Source organism: Wolbachia endosymbiont (group B) of Chorthippus parallelus, assembly GCF_947251815.1.
Classification (GTDB): Bacteria; Pseudomonadota; Alphaproteobacteria; order Rickettsiales; family Anaplasmataceae; genus Wolbachia.
The window spans coordinates 541,974-563,690 of record NZ_OX366390.1; the positions used below are offsets into that span (position 1 = coordinate 541,974).

Annotated in this window: 15 protein-coding genes; 7 read left to right on the forward strand and 8 right to left on the reverse strand. The window is 33.8% G+C overall.

What is annotated here, in order from left to right; genetic code table 11:
- The first annotated feature begins 16 nt into the window (after positions 1–16).
- Complete coding sequence (locus OPS21_RS02335) at positions 17–1,900, forward strand: hypothetical protein (RefSeq protein WP_264336896.1); 1,884 nt, start codon at positions 17–19, stop codon at positions 1,898–1,900.
- Here the strand turns inward: OPS21_RS02335 and plsY are convergent.
- From plsY to OPS21_RS02360, 5 genes are all read right to left on the reverse strand, one after another.
- Positions 1,895–2,470: a glycerol-3-phosphate 1-O-acyltransferase PlsY gene (gene plsY / locus OPS21_RS02340; RefSeq protein WP_264336897.1), complete on the reverse strand. Its 576-nt coding sequence runs from the start codon at positions 2,468–2,470 to the stop codon at positions 1,895–1,897. The genes OPS21_RS02335 and plsY overlap by 6 nt on opposite strands.
- 237 nt (positions 2,471–2,707) lie before the next feature.
- Complete coding sequence (locus tag OPS21_RS02345) at positions 2,708–4,174, reverse strand: alanine/glycine:cation symporter family protein (protein WP_264336898.1); 1,467 nt, start codon at positions 4,172–4,174, stop codon at positions 2,708–2,710.
- 2 nt (positions 4,175–4,176) lie between these two features.
- Positions 4,177–5,511: an alanine/glycine:cation symporter family protein gene (locus OPS21_RS02350; RefSeq protein WP_010404445.1), complete on the reverse strand. Its 1,335-nt coding sequence runs from the start codon at positions 5,509–5,511 to the stop codon at positions 4,177–4,179.
- Positions 5,512–5,533: 22 nt separating this feature from the next.
- Complete coding sequence (locus OPS21_RS02355) at positions 5,534–6,304, reverse strand: CDP-alcohol phosphatidyltransferase family protein (RefSeq protein ID WP_264336899.1); 771 nt, start codon at positions 6,302–6,304, stop codon at positions 5,534–5,536.
- Positions 6,301–6,984: a phosphatidylserine decarboxylase gene (locus tag OPS21_RS02360; RefSeq protein WP_063631019.1), complete on the reverse strand. Its 684-nt coding sequence runs from the start codon at positions 6,982–6,984 to the stop codon at positions 6,301–6,303. The genes OPS21_RS02355 and OPS21_RS02360 overlap by 4 nt, the downstream gene beginning before the upstream one ends.
- A gap of 233 nt (positions 6,985–7,217) precedes the next feature.
- On the opposite strand from OPS21_RS02360, the gene OPS21_RS02365 reads away from it, so the two are divergent.
- The 6 genes from OPS21_RS02365 (at position 7,218) to OPS21_RS02390 (ending at position 18,401) form a co-directional block, all read left to right on the forward strand.
- A complete protein-coding gene (locus OPS21_RS02365; protein WP_264336900.1) occupies positions 7,218–8,357 on the forward strand; it encodes an ankyrin repeat domain-containing protein in 1,140 nt (379 codons plus the stop codon).
- An 87-nt stretch (positions 8,358–8,444) separates the two neighbouring features.
- Entirely contained in the window at positions 8,445–9,677 is a 1,233-nt protein-coding gene (locus OPS21_RS02370; protein ID WP_264336901.1) for a hypothetical protein, read from the forward strand.
- 218 nt (positions 9,678–9,895) lie between these two features.
- Positions 9,896–12,268 (forward strand): DNA topoisomerase (ATP-hydrolyzing) subunit B, encoded by a 2,373-nt coding sequence (gene gyrB / locus OPS21_RS02375; RefSeq protein WP_264336902.1) that lies wholly within the window; start codon positions 9,896–9,898, stop codon positions 12,266–12,268.
- A gap of 186 nt (positions 12,269–12,454) precedes the next feature.
- Positions 12,455–13,921: an Asp-tRNA(Asn)/Glu-tRNA(Gln) amidotransferase subunit GatA gene (gene gatA / locus OPS21_RS02380; protein ID WP_264336903.1), complete on the forward strand. Its 1,467-nt coding sequence runs from the start codon at positions 12,455–12,457 to the stop codon at positions 13,919–13,921.
- A gap of 111 nt (positions 13,922–14,032) precedes the next feature.
- A complete protein-coding gene (gene polA, locus OPS21_RS02385) occupies positions 14,033–16,561 on the forward strand; it encodes a DNA polymerase I (RefSeq protein ID WP_264336904.1) in 2,529 nt (842 codons plus the stop codon).
- Positions 16,562–17,444: 883 nt separating this feature from the next.
- Positions 17,445–18,401 (forward strand): hypothetical protein, encoded by a 957-nt coding sequence (locus OPS21_RS02390; RefSeq protein WP_264336905.1) that lies wholly within the window; start codon positions 17,445–17,447, stop codon positions 18,399–18,401.
- An 8-nt stretch (positions 18,402–18,409) separates the two neighbouring features.
- Here OPS21_RS02390 and OPS21_RS02395 read toward each other — a convergent pair whose 3' ends face one another.
- From OPS21_RS02395 to OPS21_RS02405, 3 genes are all read right to left on the reverse strand, one after another.
- Positions 18,410–19,192, reverse strand: coding sequence for an exodeoxyribonuclease III (locus OPS21_RS02395; protein ID WP_017532452.1), 783 nt, complete (start codon positions 19,190–19,192; stop codon positions 18,410–18,412).
- The gene (locus OPS21_RS02400; protein ID WP_064085243.1) at positions 19,192–19,899 is read right to left on the reverse strand and encodes a uroporphyrinogen-III synthase; all 708 of its coding nucleotides are present in this window, start codon (positions 19,897–19,899) and stop codon (positions 19,192–19,194) included. Before OPS21_RS02400 ends, OPS21_RS02395 begins: the two co-directional genes overlap by 1 nt.
- 233 nt (positions 19,900–20,132) lie before the next feature.
- The gene (locus OPS21_RS02405; RefSeq protein ID WP_264336906.1) at positions 20,133–21,662 is read right to left on the reverse strand and encodes an actin-bundling T4SS effector WalE1 family protein; all 1,530 of its coding nucleotides are present in this window, start codon (positions 21,660–21,662) and stop codon (positions 20,133–20,135) included.
- Between the last annotated feature and the right edge of the window lie 55 nt (positions 21,663–21,717).

Genomic DNA, 21,717 nt, shown 5'->3' on the forward strand with positions numbered 1-21,717 from the left:
TTATAGAGAGTAGGCTATGATAGGTATTTCCCAAATACAATTTCCTGGAAAGGATTCTTACAGATTAAAGACAGCAAGTTACTTCGCAGCTTTTGTTTCTTTAAGCATTTTAGTTAATCCTGCCAATGTCTTTTTATCTTTTGCCACATTGTTTTTTAGATCTGAAATAAAAACTTTTTACGTTTATAAAGACATAAAAGCTGCAAAGCAGGAAAAAATAAGTAAAAAGGAATATTGGGAAATATTTTTTGAGAAAAATAAAATTAAGATAGCATCTTTCCTTTTATTTTTTGGTTCTGTAACATATCTAACCTTTACAACTACTTTTCTGCTCGTTTCGTTACTTGCAACAATACCACTTGCAATGGTTTTAATTCTATTACAAAGTGAATTAAGGCCAAAGGATTTTAATCCATTTACGTTACTCAAAGCTGCTATAAGTTTCTTTTTAGAAGGCATAAAAGAAAATACTCGCAGTATGACAAATAAGTTTGATGGTACTTATGAGCATTTACTGCTCCATCAATTAAATAATGATATCATTAAAAATATTGACAAATTAAAAGATAAATATACTGAACAAGTATCTGAAGACACTATTAATAATGAGGGATTTAAAGAATTTATTGAATATATAAATCACTTACATATGCTTGATGGCCAACCATTTAGTAATGAGAATAAGGGAAAATTAGTAATGTTTTTGCAAGATTTTTGCAAAGGTAATGAGAAACATAGCTCTGGCTTCACTGGTGGACAAATTCTTCTGTTAGTTCTGAGAGCTTGCAATGATGGAGATAGAGAAGATGTAAAAAATAAAAAAGACGCGTTGATTGCAAATTTACTAGATAGCCAAACTTTCTCTAGAAAAGAACGAATTCCTAACACATGTTTTACTGGTGTTATCTACAGAATGTTAAGTACATTAGAGGGTATTCATTCCGATCCAGAGATTAAATTTACACCACCTAGACAAATGCTCCTTACAGAAGCAGAAAATGAAGCACGTAAGTTTATGTTAGACAGGCTAAAAAATAAGAAGAACAGTAAAGAAATTCTTAGGGCTTGGCATAACGCCCAAAATAATTATGAAGATGATAAAAGTCAAAAAATAGTTGATGATTTTATTGCAGAAGTAAGTATTTCCTTAATGAGAAATTTACTGAGTTTTACTTCTCAATATAGTGAACAAATTGTGCTGACGTTAATGAAAAATATTAACTCTGTAAAGTTAAATAAATTAGAGCACTTTGCGCTGTCTCAGCACATAACAAATAAACTACAGGGGGATGGTTTAGACGATCAACTCGAAAACATCAAAGGAAAAGTCTTTTTGGAGCTTTTAAACCAAAATTTACTTAGAACAGATTTTTTTCTCAAGGACTCATCTTTAACTGAAGCTAAGAGAATAGCTAGCAAAATAATAAAAGAAGAAGTAAAAGAATTAAAATTGAAAGCCAAGAAGACTATTAAGGGTCAAGTAGACAGAATGTTAGATAGTTTAAGAATGTTACCACTAGAGAAAAGGTGTTATAGGGTATACACGGAACTGAGTAAAAATAGCAGAGACGATAAAGAAGAAATAAAGAAAATTCTGCAAGAAAAACTAGCAATAACAGAAGCAGCGATAAATAACATGTTAAAAAAAGAAGCTTCACACAGGCTAGAGATAGAGATTGAAGATATTTATAATCAAAATAAGCGCAATGTAACCACACTTTATGAAAAAATACAAGAAGTGAAGCAAAGATTCATTGAAGATGAATTTTTAATACCTCAAGAAGTAGAGAGTATAACAAGAGTAAAAATTACAATCTTAAATAAAGAAGATAAAATAATACCATCAAGCAGTTTATCTCGTAGTTTAAGTGTCAGTGATTTAACATCTCATTGCTTATAGAAACTTATGCTCTCTGCCTTGCAGAAGATTTGCAATATTTTTGTAATGCTTCAAGAAAATTAATATCGCTACAGTGAGTAGTATAAGGAATAACTCCTTTTGAAAAAAGAAAGATGCTATAACAGCTGCTGCATTAGCAGCCAAGGAAGCAAGAGAGGAGTACCGAAAGATAAAAAATACTATTAGCCAGACAAATACAAATGCTAATGCTATAGAAATGTTAAGTGCTACTAAAACTCCCAAAGTTGTTGCAACCCCCTTTCCTCCATTGAACCTTAGCCAAATAGGAAACATATGCCCTAGAACTGCTAAAATTGCAGATACATATATATAAAAATCGTTATTATCACAAAATTGTTGTGCTGTATAAACTGCGATAAACCCTTTAGAGGTATCCAGAAATAACGCAATAGCAGCAAGAAATTTATTTCCTGTTCTTGCAACATTTGTAGCGCCAATGTTTCCTGAACCTACTTCTCTTAAATTTATACCATTTATTTTTGCAATAATTAAGCTAAACGTTATTGAACCTAGTATGTAGGATAATATAAGAATTATATATTTCTCCATTATTCTAGCATCCTCTCTCTTGTCATCCCAGTGCGTGACACTGGGATCCAGCGAACTTTATTCGCAAACGAATCTAGTAGATAAATATAAAATTTTACATTAAAATATAACACTACGGTGGAACTATATGCAAAATAGATCCCAGTGTCACGCACTGGGATGACAAAAGGGAATTTTGCTATGAAAAGAAGATGGCGCTGGAATGACATCTGTTGTTGTACCTTCATATGCCAGAATTTAATTAATTTTATTATTCCTTAGCCTTTTTAGATAACATTGGACTTCATTGTTAATCTGATTGCTAAACAGTATAAGTGCTGTCATATTGATGAGTGCTAAACAAGAGAATAAAGCCCCACCAATATTAGCAATAGCCATTATATCTTTAGACAAACCTGACAAAAATGCAACTACCACCACCGCTATACGATATATTACTACACTTTTTACACCAAACAAATACAGCCATCCCATTTCACAACAATATACAAATGAAATTACTGAGGAAAACGCAAACAAAGGCGCAGCGATGGTTAAAAGTATAGGAAACCAAGAAGAAACTGTTTCAAATGCTTTTTGGGTGATCAATATTCCCTCGCCAATGCCAGTCTGGTATGCGCCTGTTATTACTATTGTTATTCCTGTCAAACAACAAATTAACATTGTATCAAAGCATGGTTCTATCATAGCAACTAGACCAGTCCTAACCGGCTCCTCATCTTTAGCTACAGCGTGAGTAATTGCAGCAGAACCAACACCTGCTTCACTGGCAAAAATTGCCCTTTGAATCCCAGCGACAAATGCTCCTACTACTCCACCACCAACAGCATTGAAGTCTATCATACTGGAAAACAATATTTTTAATGTATTGCTAAAATTGTGAATATTGAATGCAATGATTGTGACACAGCTCAAAATATATATGAGTGACATAATAGGAACTAGTGCAGAAGATACTCTAGCTATTCTCCTTATTCCACCGATAATTACCAGAGCAAGTAACGTAGAAATTATGGAAGAGAGAAACCAAGGATGACTATCTATCCAGCTTGAATAGCCAGATAATATTGAAACCATTTGATTAGTCTGAAATGCTACACTTCCACCAAGACCTGACAATACAAAAAACACTGCATATATTGCAGCTATCACAATACCAAGCTTCTTAAATCCAAATTCCTCTAGTCCATTTCTTATATATTGAAAGGGACCACTGAATAACTGCTCCTGGCCTTCTGTTCTGTGTCTGAATGCTAAAGTTACTTCAGCAAACTTTGCAGACATACCAAAAAAGCCTGTGATCATCATCCAAGGTACCGCTCCTGGCCCTCCCATTGAAATTGCAATTGCAACACCAGCAACAGTTCCAAGACCTACTGTGCTTGATAGCGCGGTTACAAATGCCTGAAAATGCGTAATGTGACCATCATGATGATCTGTGTCATATTTTCCACATAAAATAGCGAACGCATGCTTAAACATCCTTATGTTGAGAAATCTAAAACGTAGTGTTAGAAATATATAACCAAAGGCCAATAAAAGAATTATAAATGGTACGTGAAAGATCTTGAAAAACAACACTTCATTCATGAAGTTGCTTACTCCATTTAATGCAGTGTCATAACTTTTATGAAAAACTGAAGCAGCGTATACATCATTAAATGGTAGGCAAAATAACACTATATAAAGCATTCTATAAATCATGTTTAATACCTTTTGTAATAAGAATCTATTGTATTTAAGACTTCCCTTCTCAGTAGATATATCGCAACAGCATTTGGAATCATAAGGCACATAAACAGGCTATCACCTAAATAAGATATAAATTCTATATTTTTTGATATACAGCTGATATACACTGAACCCACTATAAAAAACTGAAACAATATCAGTACTTTTTTGTTACCAAATAAGTACACTAGGGCAACTTCACAGTAGTAATAGTAAGCTATTATTGTGGAAAATGCAAAGGAAAACATTATCAGCGGAAGAGCTAGCTTGCTAAATAAAGGTAAGGCTGTTGAAAATGCTGAGCTAACTAACGTAATATCACCTACGGTATTAGTGATATGCATATCGGTGATAATTATCACAATACCAGTCAAAAATGAGACTAATATTGTGTCTACAAATGGTGCAATCATTGCAACACTTCCAACTTTAACTGGGTCTTTCTCTTTTACAATCGAATGTGCTATAGCTGCTGTTCCAGTACCTGCTTCATTAGCAAACACTGACCTTCTTACCCCTGCTATTAATCCACTCAATACTCCACCTCCTATAGCTGATTTGTTAAAGATATCTTGAAATATTATAGATAGAGCATTCAGTAGATTATTTCCGTTTACACAGATTAAATATATACACATGCCTATATATAACATTATCATGATCGGCCCTAAACCTGTTGCAACTAAAGCAATTCGCTTTATTCCTCCCAGTATTACAATTAATACAAATAGCGAGATAATAACAGATGTGTTGTATTCAAATAAGTTACTTGACAACGCTGCAATTTGATTTGCCTGAAATGGTATGCCGCCTAGAATCATTGCAACAAGCAGCATAACTGCGTAGATAAATGCAAGGAATTTGCCAGTCTTCATAAATCCAATCTTTGCAAGTCCATGTTCCATATAATAAAAAGCCCCACCAGTTGTGTTTTCAGAGCGATGAGTAAATGCAAGCACTACTTCAGCAAATTTTATTGACATGCCAAGTACTCCGGTAATTATCATCCAAAAAACTGCACTTGGCCCCCCTATTGTAATAGCTATTGCAACTCCTGATATTGTTCCAAGACCAACTGTTCCTGAAATTACCGTTGCAAATGCCTGAATGTGGGTGATTATGCCGTTATTATTATGGCTCTCTAGGTTGAATAGTGTTTGTATCCCATATTTGAACAACCTAAAGTTAATGAATTTGAATCGAATCGTACAAAAAACCCCAGTTGCAATTACCCAAATAATTATAAATGGTATGTTGAATATCTTTATATATAAAAAAGAGTTTAATAGATCAGTTGCTTTTACAATCATGCTGCTCACTACTTTTATATAGCTAATGAGTTTTATATGTGTAGTATATATAAAGTCCAGTGCTTATTGGAATAGTAAGTATATACAATGCGCCTAAAATTGGTAGTGTTATCCAGGGCTTACTTATAAAAAATATGATCAATATTCCAAAAAATGACACAAATATATAAGATAAACTTTTAGGGACATAAATGTATTTTGCAGAGAAAGTTGGAATATGACTTATCGAAAAAAATGAAATGGCCAAAAAGTAACAAGCTGTATTCTTTACGTTAAAAAATTGCTCTATAAGAAGTAAGTATTCACTCTCATGAGATTGAAAGGTAATAATTATTGGTAACAGAGCAAGTAAAGCGCATACAGGAGCTGGAACGCCGGAAAAGAAAAATTTTTTCCAGTATAATTGCTCTAAATGTAGCGAAACATTGAATCTTGCAAGTCTTATTGATATGCAGATTACATATATCATTACTAAAATCCATCCTACAACTTTAATTTCCTTTAATTTCCAAAAATATAAAAGAAAAGCAGGTGCTGAACCAAAATTTAGAAAATCTGCAAAAGAATCAAGCTGTGCTCCAAAATCGCTAGTTGATTTTAGAATTCTTGCTATTCTGCCATCCATTCCATCTATTATTGCTGCAATGATAATAAAAATTGCTGAAAATTCCCATTGTTCATTAAATGTGAATTTAAGTGAAGTAAGGCCAGCACATAAACCCAGTAAAGTTATAAAATTTGGAAATAACTTGGTAATAGGTAAAAATTTACTGTTACTTTCATCGTTATTCATATAACATCAAAAGTAAGCTTCTCTTGTTTATTAAAATCTGCTATAACTGTCTCACCGCCAATAACAGTTTGTCCTTCTGAAACTCTTACTTCTATACCAATAGGAATATAAATATTTACTCTGCTACCAAATCTTATAATTCCAAATCTTTCACCTGCTTTTACGCTCTGAGATGTCCTCAAATTACAAACAATGCGGCGTGCAATAAATCCAGCTATTTGCTCTACAATGATTTCTTTTCCCTTCTCATATTCAATCGCAATAACCTGCTTTTCATTCTCATTACTAGACCTATTGCTTATTGCGGAAACAAACTTGCCTTTTTTATAACTCATTTCCTTTATTGTACCAGATATTGGTATACGATTAACGTGGACATTCAAAACACTTAGAAATATGCTAACAAGCGTAAACTTCTTTTCTTCTTCATTCTCTTCTGATAAAGAGTAACTAACTTCTTCTATCTTTGAAATTACACCATCAGCAGGGCTTAATATAAAGTCCTTATTGTTTGGTACAGCTCTTGCTGGATCACGAAAAAAATAGGTACATAATAACGTTGGAAATAAGCAAGTAATTCCAGCTCCCCAAGATATAGAGAATGCTATACATGTTACGATAAAGGAAACAACTATAAATAAATAACCTTCTCTGTTTATATTAGGCAAACCAAAGCACATAATTTATTCTCGATAATTCATTATTAATAATTTATCATTTATAATTTCTCATGAAAAGCTTTTTTTCACTGCTTCACTTTTGGAATGATTATATAAGCATTTGCTTATATAATCATTGATGGGTATTAAATTTTTAATAAAAATTAAAGATTTTTACTGTTGTTAATATTATTTTAATAAAAAATTAATAATAATTCTTAATAATATATGAATTATTATGTTCGCAATTTCGTATGACAGGGGAAATAGAAAAAGATGAATCTCCTTCCTTATACTCTGCAATTCGGATGGGTGATATTGAAGCTACAGAGCTGCTAATAAAGTTTGGTGCAAATGTCAATGATAATTATGAACGTAATCGTACGCCACTGCATGTTGCTATCGGGTATAAGCAGTTTGAAATAGCGAAATTGCTGATAAATAACGGAGCAAACGTTAACGCAAAAACTGGAAATCATGGCAAAGATGACTTAACACCAATGCACCTTGCAATTTTTGCAAACACGCCAGAGTTTATAGAATTGCTAGCTAGCAATGGTGCGTTAATTAATGAAAGGGAAAGCACTGAAGGACATACACCTTTTCACCTTGCTGCTTTATATGGGAATAAAAGTGTAATACAAGCCTTAGTTGATAAGGGACAGGATATTGAAGATATTGATAATAATGGGCGGACAGCTTTATTTTTAGCTATTAGACAATGCACTGAAGCAAAGGATGATAGCAGAGTAGAAGTTATCGAGTATTTGATAAATAAACTCAAAGCAGACATAACGAAAAAAGATAATAATAACAACACAATACTTTTTCCTGCTGCTAATAATTGTCCTGGAAAAGTAGTGGAACTCATCATTAAACAATATATAGAAAGCTTTGGTAGAGATCGGTTGAAGAATTTTATCAACCACAAAAATAAAGCTGGAATGGATGCCTTGGATATTGCACTCAATAGTGGAAATGAAGAGGCCATTGAAGTACTTAGATCATATGGAGCAGACATTGAGAAGATAGAGGGTGAAAGTCGTCTATTTCGTACAGTAAAAGAAGGTAATATAGAAAAAACGAGGCTTCTTTTAGAGCAAGGAGCAAACGTTAATATAAAAAATGGAAAGGGGCTTACTCCTTTAGATATTGCGATGCGGGAAAACGATCAAGACATGGCTCGATTCCTAAGAGAGAATAAAGCAAAAACAAGTTTAGAGATAAAAGTTCAGTTAGCGGCATTAGTTACGCTAACTATTATAACTCTTGGTTTAGCACTAGTAGTGTATTTTGTTGTGAAAGGTATTCAAGAAATTGCTGCACAAAAAACAGGCAGTACTCTCAATAATGTAGAAAGTACAAAGATAGAACCTCCTATCAAGCAAAAATAAAGCTTTTTACAGGTAGTTGATAAGTTTCTTGCTTTATTTAAATTCTTTCTATAGCATGATATATTAATGTTAGAATGGGGGTGTGTTATGTTTGCAGGTCAAAATAATAATCAACAGCAAAATAGAAATAGAGTACAGGCTTTAATAGAAAGAGTGCAAAATGCTTACAACAACACTAATAAAATTAAAAGATTCATTAATATAGTTTTATTAGTAAGTATGATTCCTTCATTTTTTCTTCTTGTACAGCTCTCTTTGTATTTATCATTAGTAAATTATTTTTTCAAACCAAGGGAAAATGAAAAAAGATTATCAGCGTGGCCAAAAAATGTTATTAGAATAACATTAAGCATTTTTTTAATTATAAACATTATTAATTCCTGTGTGCTTTTGGTACTGCCTATATTGTGCTTATGGTTGCTAAACAAATCACTCATTGAAGAAATACAGCAGTTTAACGATTTAATACAACAAATTCCAGAGGAAGAAAGGCCTATTTTCTTTCAAGATTTAGCAGCCATTCCTTTTATGGCACAAACTACTCATGACCCAAGTGCAGTTGCTAGTATAAACTTGAGTGTTGATAGACTCATAGAAAAGTATAAAGAGAATTTAAGCAAAGATGAATTCTATGTACAGCTAAATAGAGGCAACACAACCGACATTGAAGAGTACATCAAACAGTCAAATGAATTTACAGAAGGCGATAAATCTAATGCACTTGAATGCTTAAGATTTATCAATAGAACAGGAGATAATTTTAAAGACAATCATAGTAAGTTAACACTAAAGCAAGCAGCTATTTTATGTTGGAAAGCCTGCAATGATAGAAATACAGGGACAGAGAATCAAAGAACTCCTTTGAATGATGAAGACATAAAAAACAGAAAAGATATGTTTTTAAAAGGTCTTGTAGACGCTGCAACAACTTACGGTAATCAAGGTCAAAGTTGTGCAGGTGGAACATACAATAAATTATTTGAGTCTTTATCTGGCTTACATCCATCAGTGGTTATTACACTCGATGGAGAAGAGGCTAGAGCAATGATAAAAGAAACGATCACACAAAAATTCTCTGAAATGGCCAGAGCCAATTTCACCAATTTCTCTGGAAAAGAACAAGAAAGGATCCGTAGCGAGTTACCAGAGTTATCATCTGAAACAGTAAGGTATATTATGACTACGCATTCAGCTCTTGAGAGAAGGTGTCAAGAGTTCAGCAATAGATTAAACAATGATAAAAAGAATGAAATATTAGAAGAGTGTATGAGCAACTTATCCTATGTTGAGCTAGAAAGTCCAACTGAAAGAAGAAGGTAAATTGTATTTGATTCTAGCCATTTATCTTGAAATATGAAGCAGAGTTTTGGATTATTTGAACTTAAGTTTATGTATTGAAATAACATGTAAAACCACTTCGTGTAGGTGATATGTTATGTTTTATCTACATGTCAAGGATCCTTCTTTCAACTTAAAGATGTTGCTAATCAGCACATACAAATGTAATATTAATTAATATTTATAAATAAAGCAATTCCATGGAAAGTAACTACAACGCTGACGCAATAAAAATCCTAAGAGGTCTTGATGCTGTAAGAAAGCGTCCGGGTATGTATATTGGTGACACTGATGATGGATCAGGCTTGCACCATATGGTGTATGAGGTTGTTGACAATGCGATAGATGAATCTTTGGCTGGTTATTGTAGTAAGATTGAAGTTAGCATAAATGAAGATGGTTCAGTTTCTGTAACCGACAACGGTCGTGGCATTCCAACAGACATTCATCCAGAGGAAGGAATATCAGCAGCAGAAGTAATAATGACCCAACTACATGCAGGAGGTAAATTTGACAGCAATACCTATAAGGTTTCCGGAGGATTACATGGTGTTGGAATTTCAGTTGTTAATGCGTTATCGAGTTGGCTGGAATTAACCATCTGGCGCAATAAAAAAGAACATTTTATGCGCTTTGAAGATGGTGAGTCTGTTGAATCTTTAAAGGTAGTCAATGAAAACACAAGTAAAAGAGGAACTAGAGTAACGTTTATGCCATCAACGGGGACTTTTAGTAGTATTGATTTTAGTTACTCCACTCTTGAGAGTCGCATCAGAGAATTGGCATTTTTAAACTCAAATATTGAGATCATTTTGCATGATCTACGTAATGAGCCGCATGTAAAGTCTCATTTTAACGATAATAAAGAGTCTAAAGATAATTTTGGTACAGCAAATTTTGTACGGTACTTAGACAAGAATAAGACAAACGTTACTAAAATCGCCAGCATTAGAGATGATGTAAAAAGTCTAGGCATCAGTTTGGAAATATCGATGGAGTGGAATGATTCTTACTATGAAAATATGCTATGCTTCACAAATAATATAAGACAACGGGATGGTGGTACGCATTTGGCAGGGTTTAGATCTGCACTAACCAGGTGTATCAATAGCTATGCAACCAACGAAGGGTTTTTGAAGAAGGCAAAGGTAAATTTGACTGGAGAGGATGTTAGAGAAGGCTTAACCTGTGTTTTATCTCTTAAGATGCCTGATCCTAAGTTTTCTTCACAAACAAAAGATAAACTAGTTAGTTCTGAAGCGCGGACAATTGTAGAGAGCATAGTTTTTGACAAATTGAGTGCAATGCTTGAAACTGACCCCAAGTTAGCAACAAGTATAGTAGAAAGGGCGATTAGATCAGCAAAAGGAAGAGAAGCCGCAAGAAAAGCACGGGAGTTAGTTAAAAATAAAAATAATATTGATATCGCAACTCTACCTGGAAAGCTTGCTGATTGTCAGGAAAAAATTCCTGAGTTATCGGAATTGTTTATAGTAGAAGGTAACTCCGCAGGTGGTACTGCAAAGCAGGGACGTAATCGTAAAACACAGGCGGTACTTGCTCTAAGAGGGAAAATTCTAAACGTAGAACGTGCAGGTCTGGATCGTATTTTTTCATCTGCAGAAATTGGCTCTCTGATCACAGCAATTGGGGCTGGAATAGGGAGTGAGCACTTCGATGTTGAAAAAATTAGGTATCATAAAATTATCATTATGACAGACGCAGACGTTGATGGTTCACATATAAGGACTTTGATTCTAACTTTCTTTTTTAGACATATGCGCGAAGTAATTGAAAAAGGATATTTATACATAGCGCAGCCACCGCTCTATAAAGTTACAAAAAATGCTAAATATACTTATATCAAAGATGATGAAACTTTTGAAGAGTATATAGTAAATTCAGCGATTAAAAGATTAACATTAAATGGTGTAGGCAAAGATTTGCGTTTCGTTTTGAATAAGTGCCTCAGTATTTCAAACATTAGCAAAAATTATGATAGGGAAATACCAAAAGATCTCTTAGAATCATTGCTAATTTTAAGCAAAAAGAATGCTCTATTGTCTGCTGATGAGATATTAAAATATTTAAAATTGATGTATAGTGAATATAATTGGGAAGTAGAAGTAAAAGATGAGGAAATTCACATTGCTAAATTGTTTCAAGGGTTAGCAGACAAATATGTATTCTCGCTTAGTATGCTTGAAAGTAAAGAAATACGGAATATATTGAGTTCTCTTGATAACATAATTGACTTATTTAATGGTGATTCATTTTTACAGTCGCAAGAAACTGAAATAAAAATAAAGTCTCCAAGTGCACTCGCAAAAATAGTGATGGATTATGGTAAAAAAGGTTTAACTCTGCAGAGATTTAAAGGCCTTGGTGAAATGAATGCTGATCAGCTTTGGGAAACTACACTCAATCCAGAAACTAGAACTCTGCTAAAAGTTGAAATAAAAGATTGTGAAGAAGCAGATAGCATATTCTCGGTGCTAATGGGTGATATAGTTGAACCACGTCGTGACTTTATAAATAACAATGCACTTAACGTGCATGATGTTGATATTTGATTTTAGAAACGCTAAACCCTTATGGCTTAGCATTGTGTGCCAAACCGGCTATTTAAAACGTACTACTAACCAATCCATTTCAGAAATCTGAATTGATCTCGGTTGTATTCCCGTTTTCGATCATAAATATATAGATTTTCTGTCCTATTATTGTTATAATTAATCCCTCGCTAAAATTGAATATTAATGAATGAATTGAGAAGGCTCACTATTACAGAGATGCATGATGGACTTAGGCGGAGAGATTTTTCTGCTGTTGAGCTTGTAGAGACGCATGTTAATGCAGTTGAAAATGAGCAACTGAATGCATTTGTAACAAAAACCCCAGAAATCGCGATAAAAGCTGCTAAAATAGCAGATGAATACTTTTTGAAACAAAAAGATAATATTTCATCACTTATGGGCATACCAGTTGGTGTTAAAGATTTATTTTGTACAAAAGGAATAAAAACAACGGCATGCTCAAAAATGCTGGAAAATTTCATCCCGACTTATGAATCTACGGTATCTAACTTGCTTTTAAAAAATGGAGCAGCCATGCTTGGTAAACTTAACATGGATGAGTTTGCTATGGGTTCTGCGAACACAAATAGCTATTTTGGTCCTGTTAAAAATGTATGGATTAGAAAAAGTGACGGAGAAAAAGTTGTTCCTGGTGGATCATCTGGTGGATCTGCAGCATCAGTTGCTGGGTTTTTATGCGCTGGAGCATTAGGAAGCGATACTGGTGGGTCTGTACGTCAACCAGCAGCTTATTGCGGAGTAGTGGGAATAAAGCCAACTTATGGAAGGTGTTCGCGTTTTGGTATGATTGCATTTGCGAGCTCTCTTGATCAAGCAGGAGTAATTACTCGTTCCGTTTCTGATTCAGCGTTAATACTGGAAACAATTTGTGGCTATGATGAAAAAGATTCAACATCGAGCAAAAGGCCAGTGCCTAAATTCTCTAATCTTATAAATGGTGATATCAAGGGTAAGCGCATTGGTATACCAAAAGAATATAGAATGGATGGAATTTCAGAAGAAATCGTTCATCATTGGGAAAAAGTTTCTTCCAATTTAAAAGAAAATGGTGCTGAAGTTGTTGACATTACTCTGCCTCATACTAAATATGCGATACCGGTTTACTATCTAATTTGTTCTGCTGAAACTTCATCTAACCTTGCTCGCTATGATGGTGTACGTTACGGATTCAGGGTTGATGCTGATACCCTTGAAGAAATGTATTCGCTAACAAGAGCAGAAGGTTTTGGTAAAGAAGTGAAAAGGAGAATTTTAATTGGTGCTTATGCGCTTTCTTCAGGTCATTACAATGAGTATTATGAAAAAGCACAGTGCATTAGGGCATTAATTAGAAATGATTTTATAAAAGCGTTTGAAAAAATAGATTACATACTTGTGCCATCTGCTCCAACAGAAGCTTTTGGCTTAAATGAAAAGCCAGACCCGCTAATTATGTGCATCAATGATGTGTTTACCGTGCCGGCAAGCTTAGCGGGGTTACCTGCTATTTCTGTTCCTGTTGGACTTTCCAATGAAGACTTACCACTTGCTTTGCAAGTAATTGGAAATTATTACGATGAAGCTGGAATATTAAATATGGCAAGTGTGATAGAGCAAAATTGTGGCAGAATAGTTAATTCCCTTACGTAATATGTTTTCTTATAGTAACTATAGCATTATGATTATTTTGGCTATAGGAAACAAGAGCTTGATTTTTATAGCTAAATAAAAGACCATCAAAGGCACACATAAATATCTACAATGAAAGAAAAAACTTTCACAATCATTGATGGTTATGGTTTTCTTTTCAGAGCTTATTACGTTTTGCATCATTTGACTACCACAGCTGGTATTCCAGTAGGTGCTGTGTACGGTTTTCTTAATATGGTTCTGAAGTATATTTCCCATTCGGACTACTTAACTATAGCACTTGATTCTGGCAAAAAAAATTTCAGGCACAGTTTATATTCTGAGTATAAAGCAAACAGAGTAACGCCTCCTGAGGATCTAATTCCACAATTTACAATACTGAGAGAAGCGGTAGAAGCTTTTAACTTCAGCTATGAAGAGATTGAAGGCTATGAAGCAGATGACATAATTGCAACACTAGCTGCAAAATATGCCAACCACGAAGACTTTAAAGTAGTAGTAGTCTCATCAGATAAAGACTTATTTCAACTTTTGAATTACAACATTCTAATATTTGATCCTATCAAAAATATATACGTAGATGAAAAACAAGTGATAGAAAAATTTGGTGTAAATTCAAATAAGCTTCTTGATTTATTTTCTCTAACTGGAGATGCATCTGATAACATTCCAGGCGTTCCAGGAATAGGCCCAAAAACTGCAGCTAAATTGCTGGATAAATTTGATTCGTTGGATAACATTATAGAAAACATCAATAACATTGAGCAAACAAGAGTTCGTAATATTCTTACTGAGCATAAGGAAAAAGCACTAATTTCAAGAGAACTTTTGTCACTATGCAAAAAAGTAGATCTTCAACATGATATTGTAAAATATGAAGTCCATCCTCCAAATATGGAAAAATTGTTATCCTTTTTGAAGAAATATGAATTTAATTCATTGATAGGAAAAGTAGAAAAGCTCTTTTCTTATAGTGGATCTAGCACAAAAGAGAAAATAGAATATAGTAGTGAAGAATTAGAAAAATTTTTGGAGCATTGCAGATATGAAGGTAAAATTGCAATTCATTGCCACTTTGAAAACAATAGATTGAACAAAATCTCCTTATCTTGCAGTGAAGATAATATTTTCTACATAGATCAAAGCTGCCTACAAGATGCACTCACTATAATAAATTCAACTTTATTTTCAAATGGGGTGCTTAAAATAATACATGATATTAGAAAGATCAGAGAAATATTTCCTACAATAGAGAGAGTGCTAGACTCAATTGATGACTTGATGATCATGTCATATAGTCTTGACACAGGTAAGCATGATCACAGCATTCCAAACATAATTGCACACAATTTAAGTAAAAATGTAGAAACTTTCTCGGCAAAAATTTTAATAGCGATCCATGAGAAACTGACACAAAGATTATTTCAGGAAAAACTTTTTACGATTTACGAGCGCTTTGATAGACCTCTCATGAAAGTAATATTTGATATGGAGCAAAATGGAATACTGCTCAATATTCAAAAACTACAGGAATTGTCTGATAAGTTTGAGCAGCTAATTGCTATACTTGAAAACGATATACATAATTTAGCAGGAGAAAAATTCAACATTGCATCGCCAAAACAATTAAGTGATGTTTTGTTTAATAAAATGGAGCTAAGTAAAAAGAAAAAGTCAAAATCTGGGTCTTATAGCACAAACTCTGAAGTTCTAGAGGCACTTGAAGAGGAGGGGACAGAAATCGCAGGTAAAATTTTAAGTTGGCGACATTCAAGTAAATTAAAGGGTACCTATACTGACGCGTTAATAAAACAGGTTGATCCGCTTGATGGTAGGATACATACAAGCTTTTCAATCACTGTGACTGCAACTGGAAGGCTGAGCTCTAGCAATCCTAATTTACAAAATATTCCTATCAGAAGCGAAGAAGGTAGTCTTATCAGGCAAGCCTTTATTGTGCCAAAAGGTTGCAAGATAATTTCTGCTGACTATTCACAAATAGAATTAAAAATCCTGGCACACGTTGCAAATGTTACCGCATTTAAAGAAGCTTTTGCAAACAGGCAAGATATTCATGATATCACTGCAAGACAAGTTTTTGGAGTGCAAGAAATAGATGAGCAATTAAGACGCAAAGCAAAAACCATTAATTTTGGCATTATATATGGCATTAGTCCATTTGGCCTTGCAAAGCGACTTGGCATTACCTTTCAAGAGGCTGCTGAATACATTAATTACTATTTTTCTTGTTACCCAGAAATAAAGGTTTATATGGAAAAAGCAGTATCTATCGCGAGAAATCATGGTTATGTAGAGACTTTGTTTGGTAGAAGATGTTTTGTAAGAGACATCAACAATAAAATTCCTTATCTAAGACAATTTGCAGAAAGGGCAGCAATAAATGCACCACTGCAGGGAACTGCCGCTGATATAATAAAACGCGCGATGATTCGGCTTTTTGATCAGTTAAAGTCAGGTAAAATAATCCTCCAGGTTCATGATGAATTACTTGTAGAAGTGGAAGAGAGCAGAGTGCAAGAAACAGCAAAACTTATGAAAGATATAATGGAAAATGCAGTAGAAATTTCTATACCACTTGAAGTAGAAATAAAAATTAGCGACAACTGGGGCTTTTCTTAATTATACCGTAGACCCTAAGAACCTGTCTTGAAAGGACTTAAGTAGTATCTGTTCAGATGCATGGCTAATGTGTAAATATTGAAGCAAAAGTAATGTCATCCCAGTGCTTGACACTGGGATCCAAATTGCTCACAAGCAACCTAATCATAGATATTAAAAGCAACGCTTTCAATGAGACTACAAAAGGCTGGATTCCAGTGTCAAGCACTGGAATGACACCTTATTGTTGTAAATTCACTTTTACCTTATTTTGCCACACCCCTGAACGGATGCCTTGAGTGGTTAATTTCGTAAGTATAATAGTAGTCATATTAAAGAGTTCTTGAAGTAAGGAGAGTACACTCATACGTCAAGCAAACAACATTTACCTAAAATTCTGTGACATTAGCAGCTTTCTTGCCCCGTTTTCAGTAAACAGTGATTTTGTAATTCTTCTATATATTAGAAAAATTTTTATTTTAATTAGCGTTAAACAATAGGCGCCTATTGGTTTTTAGCTAAAGTAAAGGTCAAATATCTGGAATTCTGGACATAAAATCCCCCTGTGTAAAAAAAAGATTAGAAAAAAGTGCAGCGCACATACGACAGAGATTAAGTATACGTGTATACACTGAAGAAGATACGCTACGCTTTTTGATTAAAAGTTTGACTGAAAAGTCTGCAGACAAAGATAGATTTTGAGCTCTTAAAACATCTCTAACTGTAATTATAATCAGATTTAAAATATATGGAAGCAATTTTTTACATTCCCTTATCATTTGTTACTTTTCTATTTCTTGCTTTATTCTTTTCTTTTTTCCCTTTCAAGACAGGTTCTAAGAAATTTGAATTAATGCGAAAAATATGCTATAATTATGGCATAGGTAAATGAAATAGGTCAACCATGACAGTTCCACCAGTAAAAGCAGAGTCTTCAAAATCACCTATAAAGGAAAGTGAGATAATTTTCAAAGAAGAACATAAGGCAATTTATGATGCCTTCATGGAAGCATTACAAGATAAAGCCAAATCACAGGAGAGCCCACGAATAACTAATGTTTTCATATCAGATTATGAGTACATACTACTTAATAATGTCAATCCAGAAGAGATAAGACCACTCAGTGAAGAGAATTTTTGTCAGTTTTTACTTTCTGTATTTAAAGAAGTTAGAGAGAAAAAATTAGCGAACAAAGAGAATGTCAAGAATGTTGAAATAAAGAAATTAGTAGATGATTGTGTAGCTGATATACGTGGTACAGAAGCTAAGGATTCACTAATAAAACTTGTTGGGTTACCATTGGGAATAAAAATAGACCCGAAAAATATTTCTGATTCTTGTATGAGTGGGCTAAAAGAGAAGATACCATTCTTAGGCGGTGGTAAAAAAGAGGATGATGAACCACCACTTAGTGATGAAGAGATGGTAACAAAGTTCTTACGTAAAGTTTTTCTTCCTATTCTTTTTTCCATTGCTTCAATATTAATTTTTGGTCCTACTACACTTGCGATAATTGCTGCTGTTATTGGTACAATATTTGCTGTAAAGGGAGGAGTTGAGGTTCTTTTTTCAAATAATAGGCCAGGTACTTTATATGACCCTAGCTCACCAGATAAAGATGATACAGAAAAGAGAGAAAAATTGAATGAAAAAATTCGCAATGGCATTGATGATATTTTAAAAACCGAAATCAAAGAGATTACTGAACAAATTTCTCAGGGAGACGGAGAGAATAAACAGCATTTTACTTCTGAGCGAGTTTGCAGTCCACGAAAAGAAACACCTGCTACCCTTAAACAACCTACTTTAGATCAGCCAGCTAAAAGTACAGGACAGCAAACAGATTTACCAAATATGTAAGAGGTCTTTTATTGTTTTATAACGCATACAACAGGAGTATGATCAGATGGGTTTTCTAGTTTACGCAACCTATCATCTATGTAACATGTTTCCAATTTATCTGCAGCTTGTGGCGATAGCAGCATATGATCTATTCGCATTCCTTGATTGTTTCTGAGTGAATTACCTTGATAATGCCACCAAGTGAATTGTTGTAAGTTGAGGTGAGATATTCTAAATGCATCTTTAAAACCAAGATTCAAGATCGCTCTTAATTTCTCACGCTCTTTTATATGAAAGCACACTTGGCCATTTAATAAATTTGAATCAAAAACATCAATTTCATCCAGTGCAACATTATAATCGCCAGCTATAATAGTTAACTCTTCATTTTTCAACAAAGTGCCCATCCTTTCATATAGGTTATCAAAAAACTTGAGTTTATACTCAAAAGTATGAGAGTCTGGGCTTTGACCGTTTGGAACGTATACACTTCCTACCCTTACCTTATTATTGGTGTGTTTTATCACACACTCTATATAACGTGCTTCTTGATGACTCTCTACAATATCAATTTTAAACTTCTCCAGTATTGGATATTTAGATAAAACACAAACACCATTTCTTGCAACCTGTCCATAGACAGCATATTCATATCCTAATTCTTCTATCTCTGCATAAGGAAATTGCTCTTCTGTACATTTTATCTCTTGCAGCAAAACTATATCTATCTGACTATCAACTATAAAACTACAAAGTTGGTTAATTCTTTTACGTATGGAGTTTACATTCCAAGTTGCAATCTTTAGCATCAACAATCCTTATTAATTATATCAATTAAACTCTCCCCTGTAGGCAACCTCGATGTTATAATTTTTTTCCACTTGATTAACTTTAAACTATCAGCAATGTTTTTACTCATGGTATATGCAACTGTATTATTCATCACAGGAGATAGCCCACTTTTTAGAACTAATGAACAAAATACCCTTGCAGTTTGTGAGGAAAAAAAAGCAACGCTATCAATTTTACCGTCCAATAGTAAATTTTTACACCTATTAGTTAGACTCCTTTTAGTAATTGTTTTATAGAGTACAACTTCTCTTACGTTAAAACCTTCTTCAGATAATCTTTTTTTTAGGTCACATGATACTTCTTGTCCCCTTATATATAAGAACTTTATTGCATTTGAATAATGAGATTTTATGAATGATATCAGACCATCAACGTTGCTGTCTGCTGAGATTATATCGGAAAATCCCAAATTTTTTGCAGCCTGCATAGTTGAATTACCAACTGTAATAATCGAAAAGTTATCCTCTTTGCATATTTGACTGAAAGCCTTTACACTGTTTTTACTTGTAGATATCACAACATCAAATTCGTGCGCGGATATATCAGGATTTAAGTACTTTATTGTGAATACTGGCTCTATAAAAACTTTGTATCCATATTTTTTTAGCGTGCTTCTTGTGCTCAACGAATCTAATAAAGGCCTTGTCAATAAAATAGACTTCATTCTGGTTTATTTCGCTAGCAGTAAAATGATATCCCTTATACACAAATTATTGAATAAAAATTTTATTTTTCAAGTTTCTTGCATAACCTAGAAAAAAGGCAAAAGAAACTCCATAATTGGCCCAGTGCTAGAAAACTGATCTTAAATAAGCGAATGTTTTTGATCAAATGAAAAAAAGATGTTACTCAGTGAGTAACATCTTTTTTAAGAAGATAGATAGTTTTGTTTACTCTCTATATCTTCATTTTTGGAGCTTGATGCTCTACATCGACTTCAGCAGTTACTGTTGAAGAAGGTCCCACCAATTTGTCCAAAGAACCTGTCTTTCTTAAGTCAGCTTGGGTTTTTAACTTGCCATTTTTCTCAGTGAACATACCATGTTGCGGAGAAGAACTTGGTGAATTGAACCCACTATCAGAATTACGACGGTAACTGGCAAAGCTAGAAGTTGTAGCAGTACTGTCAGTGCTTAAAGAACCCGTTGAATTGCTTCTTGGCGGTTTCTCCGGAGCAACATAAAAACGGCTATTTCCTATCTCCGCAGATTGTATCTGATCCAACTCAGAATCTTGATATCTTATATAAGTAGCTTCCTCTGGCTTTTTGCCACCTTTTAGTGATGATGAAAACTTGCTCCAAAGTGAAGTAGGTGCTTTTACTTCCTTATGCTCATTAGGATTTAATAATTCTGCTTTGCTGCTAACAGTACTTATAGAACTCGTTGAACTACTACCTGATAAGCTATTTTCCAGTGAATTCATAGAACTTGCTTTATGCCTTTTTGCTGACTTATTAAGCCTTTCTAAAGTACTAAAACGAGTATGCTCTTCCTTGCATTCTTTAATAACTTCCTTAATCTCATCATGATGTTCAGAAAAAATTTCATATAGGCTGCTATTATCTTTAGCTAACAAATGTTGCAACTTCTTAGCATCTAATTTATTGATAAAATCTATTTGCTGCTTCAATCGGTTGATCAACTGGTCCTTTTTGGCACTGTGTTGACCATCAACAGAATAAGCTTTCTCTAATATTTTTTCCCCCAGCTTAGAAAATATTTTCCTAGTTAAAGCAGAGCTATTCACACCTTTGTCTTCAAAAACTTCCTTGACAAACATTTCCTTTACACTATTAAAACTTCTCGTTTTTTCTTTTGTTTTCAAAATAACAGTTTGATCTTCATTACCTATTGAATATGCGATGCCATCTAAACTAGACATGCTTGCACCACTATCACTCATCTTCCTTCCAAGGTTTTGAATGTTATCCCCCATTTTTCTTAATGTAGAGCTAGCTCTCTCTTGTGTTGCCTGTTTTACAGAACTTGCAGTTTCTTTTACCGAATTCTTGGCATATACAGCACCATCTTTGATTTTTCCGCCAATATGCTTCGCTCCTTCAACTGTTTTTTCTGCTGACCATTTGAGCCCTTTATATCCAGATTGAACTGCTTTTACAGCAACTTTCGCAGCGAAAAATAGAGTAAGACCAACTATAGCACTTGGTATAGCAAGTGTTGCACCAACTGCCAAAAATGGTAACACTGCTGCAAATAATCCACTTGCTGTACCTACTACAAGGGCCTTATCTCCTTGCTTCATCTTGGAGAATTCTGTATCTCCTTTTAACAGATCCATAATTCTGTCTTTTAGCTTCTTGGGATCGTGAATGATATCTGAATTTAATGAAGAATCTTGAATCATTTTAAGATCATCTTGCTTAGTTTCAACAAAATTTGAAGAGTTTTTTTCACTAGGTGACATTTTAAACCTCACTATTAATTAAACATACTAATATTGTATATATCTGATTCTTAAG